4 protein-coding genes and 1 pseudogene are annotated in these 5,818 nt (G+C 57.7%); all 5 read left to right on the top strand.

Translation table 11 applies throughout. From position 1 onward, the window contains the following. Positions 1 to 151 precede the first annotated feature (151 nt). Positions 152 to 1,681, top strand: a complete 1,530-nt coding sequence (locus WCG50_RS16690; protein ID WP_336900723.1) for a methyl-accepting chemotaxis protein — start codon at positions 152 to 154, stop codon at positions 1,679 to 1,681. A gap of 47 nt (positions 1,682 to 1,728) precedes the next feature. Continuing rightward, complete coding sequence (locus WCG50_RS16685; RefSeq protein WP_336900722.1) at positions 1,729 to 3,252, top strand: methyl-accepting chemotaxis protein; 1,524 nt, start codon at positions 1,729 to 1,731, stop codon at positions 3,250 to 3,252. A gap of 47 nt (positions 3,253 to 3,299) precedes the next feature. Further along, entirely contained in the window at positions 3,300 to 4,955 is a 1,656-nt protein-coding gene (locus WCG50_RS16680) for a methyl-accepting chemotaxis protein (RefSeq protein WP_336900721.1), read from the top strand. Positions 4,956 to 4,967: 12 nt separating this feature from the next. After that, positions 4,968 to 5,504 (top strand): chemotaxis protein CheW, encoded by a 537-nt coding sequence (locus WCG50_RS16675; protein WP_336900720.1) that lies wholly within the window; start codon positions 4,968 to 4,970, stop codon positions 5,502 to 5,504. 5 nt (positions 5,505 to 5,509) lie between these two features. Continuing rightward, positions 5,510 to 5,818: pseudogene (locus tag WCG50_RS16670) on the top strand (SAM-dependent methyltransferase); the annotation flags it as partial.

Genomic DNA, 5,818 nt, shown 5'->3' with positions numbered 1-5,818 from the left:
CCATTCTGGGCAGCGGCGATGTGGCGCTGATTCTGGATGTGCCGGCGCTGGTGCGTCAAGCGACGCATGGCATGGCTGCGGTTAAGCCGGCCTTGCTGGGCAATTAAGTTTTTTTGATGGCTTTCAAATTTTGTAAATCAGGAGATATTCCATGTTGAACAACCTCAAACTGGGCGTGCGACTCGGCCTCAGTTTCGCCATCACACTGGCCTTGTTGATCGCCATCGCGGTGGTCGGCGTGACCCGCATCAATGCACTCAACAGCGAGATCGATGGGCTGGTGAATGACAAGTTCCCCAAGACGGTGCTGGCCAACGACATGATTGACGCCATCAACAACATTGCACGCCAGTTGCGCAATGCCTACATCCTGAAAGATGCAGAGGCGCAAAAAGCCATCGATGCGATTCCCGAGCAGCGCAAGATCATCACAGACCGGCTGGAAAAACTCGACAAGACTATTAAAAGCGAAAAGGGTCGCGAAATGCTTGGTAAGGTTGTGACGGCCCGGCCGATCTATGTAGCAGCGCAGGACAAGTTCCTAGCGTTTCTCAAAGCCAACAAAAAGGATGAAGCCGCCGCCATGATTGCCGGTGAACTGCGCGCGGCCCAGAGCGACTACATGGGCGCGATCAACGGGCTGATTGATTTCCAGACTGAACTGGTCGTCAAAACCGGCAAGGACGCCACCGTCATGGCCGAAAACGCCGCGCGCTTGATGGAGATCCTGGCGGTCATCGCCGTGTTGCTCTCGGCCCTGGTGGGCTGGATCATCACCCGCAGCATTCTCAAACAACTCGGTGGCGAGCCCGACTACGCCCGCGACATGGTGATGAAGGTCTCCGAGGGTGACCTCACCGTGAAGTTGGAAACCCATGCCAAGGACTCGACCAGCCTGCTGTTTGCCATGAAGACCATGATTGAGAAACTTTCGCAAGTGGTCACCGACGTCAATGGGGGTGCGCAAGCCCTGGCCAGCGCTTCTGAAGAGGTGAGCGCCACGGCGCAAGCCCTGTCACAAGCCGCCAGCGAGCAAGCTGCTGGCGTGGAAGAAACCAGCGCCTCGCTGGAGCAGATGACGTCGAGCATTGCCCAGAACACCGAAAACGCCAAAGTGACCGAAGGCATGGCCAGCAAGGCCGCGCAAGACGCGGCTGATGGCGGTGAATCGGTTGATGCGACCGTAGCGGCCATGAAGCAGATCGCCAAGAAGATCGGCATCATCGACGACATCGCCGCGCAAACCAACCTGCTGGCGCTGAATGCCGCGATTGAGGCGGCCCGCGCTGGCGAACACGGCAAAGGCTTTGCCGTGGTGGCCGCCGAGGTGCGCAAACTGGCCGAACGCAGCCAGGTGGCGGCGCAGGAAATTGGTGAAGTGGCGACCAACAGCGTGGAACTGGCCGAGAAAGCCGGCAAGTTGCTGGCGCAAATGGTACCCACCATCCGCAAGACCGCCGACCTGGTGCAAGAGATTTCTGCGGCTTCAAGCGAGCAGTCTTCAGGGGTGGGTCAGATCAACTCGGCAGTCGGTCAGTTGAACCAGACCACTCAGCAAAACGCCTCCAGCTCGGAAGAACTCGCCGCCACCTCGGAAGAGATGAGCAGCCAGGCCGAGCAGTTGCAGCAAACCATGTCGTTTTTCAAGCTCAGTGGCGACGGTCGCTCTCGTCGCGGTTAACGTCATTGTGTTTACCCTGTCCCCGTATTTCTTGAAAGGTAATTGAGATGTTTGCAAATATGAAAATCGGCCTGCGTCTGACGCTGGGCTTTGTCATCGTGTTGGCCTTGATGGCCGCCTTGGCCGTCGTTGGCATCAATGGCATGTCGAGCGTGCAGGGTCGACTCGATGAAATCGTCAATGACAACATGGTCAAGATCAAGCTGAACAACGACATGTCTGAGTCGGTGCACATCGTTACGCGCATTACACGCACCCTTATTTTGTTGGAGGATGAAGCCGCCATGTCGGTCGAGAAGCGCAAGCTCGATGGCTACCGTCAGAAATACAACGAGTCGTGGGAGGCGCTGAATAAAACCGAGGCCAGCGACAAAGGCAAAGCCATTCGTGCCAAGATCAAGGCGGCTGCCGCTGATGCCCGTGTTGCAACCGATAAAGTGATTGAACTCGCGCTGGTCAATAAAAATGCAGAAGCCATCAAGCTCCTGATGGAGCAAGCGGCCCCCACCGCCCAAAAATGGCAAGACGCCATTGACGAAAACATTACCTTGCAAGAGCAAAACACCAAGGACGACTACCTCACCGCCCAAAAAGGCTACGACTCTGCATTTCGCCTGATGATCACCCTGGCCGGCGTTGCTATTGCCTTGGGTGCGTTGCTGGCCTGGTTCCTGACCCGCTCCATCACCGGTCCGGTGATTGAGGCTCTGAGTGTGGCCAACCGGTTGGCCGACGGTGACCTGACCGTGCGCATTGATGCGACCTCCAAAGACGAGACTGGCCAAATGCTGCAAGCCATGCAGAACATGATCACCAAGCTCTCGCAAGTGGTGGCCGATGTCAACGGTGGTGCCCAGTCCCTGGCCAGCGCCTCCGAAGAGGTGAGCGCCACGGCGCAAGCCCTGTCGCAAGCGGCCAGCGAGCAAGCTGCTGGCGTTGAAGAAACCAGCGCTTCGCTGGAGCAGATGACATCGAGCATTGCCCAGAACACCGAAAACGCCAAAGTGACCGAAGGCATGGCGTCTAAGGCCGCGCAAGACGCGGCTGATGGCGGCGAATCGGTTGACGCCACCGTAGCGGCCATGAAGCAGATCGCCAAGAAGATCGGCATCATCGACGACATCGCCGCGCAAACCAACCTGCTGGCGCTGAATGCCGCGATTGAGGCGGCCCGCGCTGGCGAACACGGCAAAGGCTTTGCCGTGGTGGCCGCCGAGGTGCGCAAACTGGCCGAACGCAGCCAGGTGGCGGCGCAGGAAATTGGTGAAGTGGCGACCAACAGCGTGGAACTGGCCGAGAAAGCCGGCAAGTTGCTGGCGCAAATGGTACCCACCATCCGCAAGACCGCCGACCTGGTGCAAGAGATTTCTGCGGCTTCAAGCGAGCAGTCTTCAGGGGTGGGTCAGATCAACTCGGCAGTCGGTCAGTTGAACCAGACCACTCAGCAAAACGCCTCCAGCTCGGAAGAACTCGCCGCCACCTCGGAAGAGATGAGCAGCCAGGCCGAGCAGTTGCAGCAAACCATGTCGTTTTTCAAGCTCAGTGGCGACGGTCGCTCTCGTCGCGGTTAACGTCATTGTGTTTACCCTGTCCCCGTATTTCTTGAAAGGTAATTGAGATGTTTGCAAATATGAAAATCGGCCTGCGTCTGACGCTGGGCTTTGTCATCGTGTTGGCCTTGATGGCCGCCTTGGCCGTCGTTGGCATCAATGGCATGTCGAGCGTGCAGGGTCGACTCGATGAAATCGTCAATGACAACATGGTCAAGATCAAGCTGAACAACGACATGTCTGAGTCGGTGCACATCGTTACGCGCATTACACGCACCCTTATTTTGTTGGAGGATGAAGCCGCCATGTCGGTCGAGAAGCGCAAGCTCGATGGCTACCGTCAGAAATACAACGAGTCGTGGGAGGCGCTGAATAAAACCGAGGCCAGCGACAAAGGCAAAGCCATTCGTGCCAAGATCAAGGCGGCTGCCGCTGATGCCCGTGTTGCAACCGATAAAGTGATTGAACTCGCGCTGGTCAATAAAAATGCAGAAGCCATCAAGCTCCTGATGGAGCAAGCGGCCCCCACCGCCCAAAAATGGCAAGACGCCATTGACGAAAACATTACCTTGCAAGAGCAAAACACCAAGGACGACTACCTCACCGCCCAAAAAGGCTACGACTCTGCATTTCGCCTGATGATCACCCTGGCCGGCGTTGCTATTGCCTTGGGTGCGTTGCTGGCCTGGTTCCTGACCCGCTCCATCACCGGTCCGGTGATTGAGGCTCTGAGTGTGGCCAACCGGTTGGCCGACGGTGACCTGACCGTGCGCATTGATGCGACCTCCAAAGACGAGACTGGCCAAATGCTGCAAGCCATGCAGAACATGATCACCAAGCTCTCGCAAGTGGTGGCCGATGTCAACGGTGGTGCCCAGTCCCTGGCCAGCGCCTCCGAAGAGGTGAGCGCCACGGCGCAAGCCCTGTCGCAAGCGGCCAGCGAGCAAGCTGCTGGCGTTGAAGAAACCAGCGCTTCGCTGGAGCAGATGACATCGAGCATTGCCCAGAACACCGAAAACGCCAAAGTGACCGAAGGCATGGCGTCTAAGGCCGCGCAAGACGCGGCTGACGGCGGTGAATCGGTTGATGCCACGGTAGCGGCCATGAAACAGATCGCCAAGAAGATCGGCATCATTGACGACATCGCGGCACAAACCAACCTGCTGGCGCTGAATGCCGCGATTGAAGCGGCCCGCGCTGGCGAGCACGGCAAAGGCTTTGCCGTGGTGGCCGCCGAGGTGCGCAAACTCGCCGAACGCAGTCAAGTGGCTGCGCAGGAAATTGGCGAAGTAGCGACCAACAGCGTCGAGTTGGCCGAGAAAGCTGGCAAGCTGCTGGCTCAGATGGTGCCCAGCATCCGCAAGACCGCCGACCTGGTGCAGGAGATTTCTGCCGCCTCCAGCGAGCAGTCTTCGGGGGTTGGTCAGATCAACTCGGCAGTCGGTCAGTTGAACCAGACCACCCAGCAAAATGCTTCCAGCTCGGAAGAACTCGCCGCCACCTCGGAAGAGATGAGCAGCCAAGCCGAGCAGTTGCAGCAAACCATGTCGTTCTTCAAGCTCAATGGCGACGGTCAGTCACAAGCCCCGGCTTTCAAGGCGCGCAAGAGCAGCCCCGCCAGCAGCAAGAAGGCACCCGCCAAAGCGGCCAGCGCCAAGGGCGGTGGCCCCATGGTGCAGGCCCATGGGGCCGACATTGATGAAACCCAGTTCACCAAGTTTTAAAAGGAGTTCGCCATGAATGCGCTGGTTAAAACCGACAACAAACCGGTGGTCGAACAAAAGCAATACCTGACGTTCACCCTCGGTGGCGAGATGTTCTCGATCAGTATTTTGTGCATCAAGGAAATCATCTGGTATGCCAACCTGACCGAGGTGCCGATGATGCCGGCCTGCATTCGCGGGGTGATCAACCTGCGCGGCGCGGTGGTGCCGGTGATGGATTTGTCAGCCCGCTTTGGCAAGCCGCCCACCGCCGTGACCAAGAGCACCTGCATCATCATCATCGAGGTGCAAACCCAAAACGAGGGCGAAAGCCAGAGCATGGGCGTGGTGGTGGATGCGGTGCAGGCGGTGTTGGAAATTCCGTCTTCCGAGATTGAGCCGCCACCTACTTTTGGTGCCAAAATCCGCAGCGATTTCATTGAAGGCATTGGCAAGGTCAACGGCAAGTTCGTCATCTTGCTCAATGTCAACCGGGTGCTCTCGAATGAAGAGATTGGCGCCATGGGGCGCGTTGCTGCCAGCACCGACCTGGCCGTGACGAGTAGCTGAGTTTTATGCAGGAAGCACTGCCCAGCATCAACGGCATCCGGCCCATCACTGAAGCAGAGCTGGCCCAGTTCCAGCGTTTCATTTTTGAGGCGGCGGGCATCACCATGTCGTCCTCTAAAAAGGCGCTGGTGACGGGCCGTTTGGGCAAGCGCTTGACGCTGCACAAGCTGGAAAATTTTGGCCAGTATTTCAAACTGCTGGCCTCTGGCAGCTACCCGGATGAAGTGCAAATGGCGGTGGACTTGCTCACCACCAACGAGACCTATTTCTTTCGCGAAATCAAGCATTTTGATTTTCTGCGCGAGCAGGCGCTG

Source organism: Rhodoferax sp. (assembly GCF_037143375.1).
In the GTDB taxonomy this organism is placed as follows: domain Bacteria; phylum Pseudomonadota; class Gammaproteobacteria; order Burkholderiales; family Burkholderiaceae_C; genus Rhodoferax.
Note: the sequence above shows the minus strand (reverse complement) of the source record. Positions and strands in the feature narration are given on the sequence as shown.

Coding starts and splice junctions, on each gene's coding strand:
- WCG50_RS16680 (WP_336900721.1), top strand. CDS start 3,300: ATGTTTGCAAATATGAAAATCGGCCTGCGTCTGACGCTGGGCTTTGTC.
- WCG50_RS16675 (WP_336900720.1), top strand. CDS start 4,968: ATGAATGCGCTGGTTAAAACCGACAACAAACCGGTGGTCGAACAAAAG.
- WCG50_RS16685 (WP_336900722.1), top strand. CDS start 1,729: ATGTTTGCAAATATGAAAATCGGCCTGCGTCTGACGCTGGGCTTTGTC.
- WCG50_RS16690 (WP_336900723.1), top strand. CDS start 152: ATGTTGAACAACCTCAAACTGGGCGTGCGACTCGGCCTCAGTTTCGCC.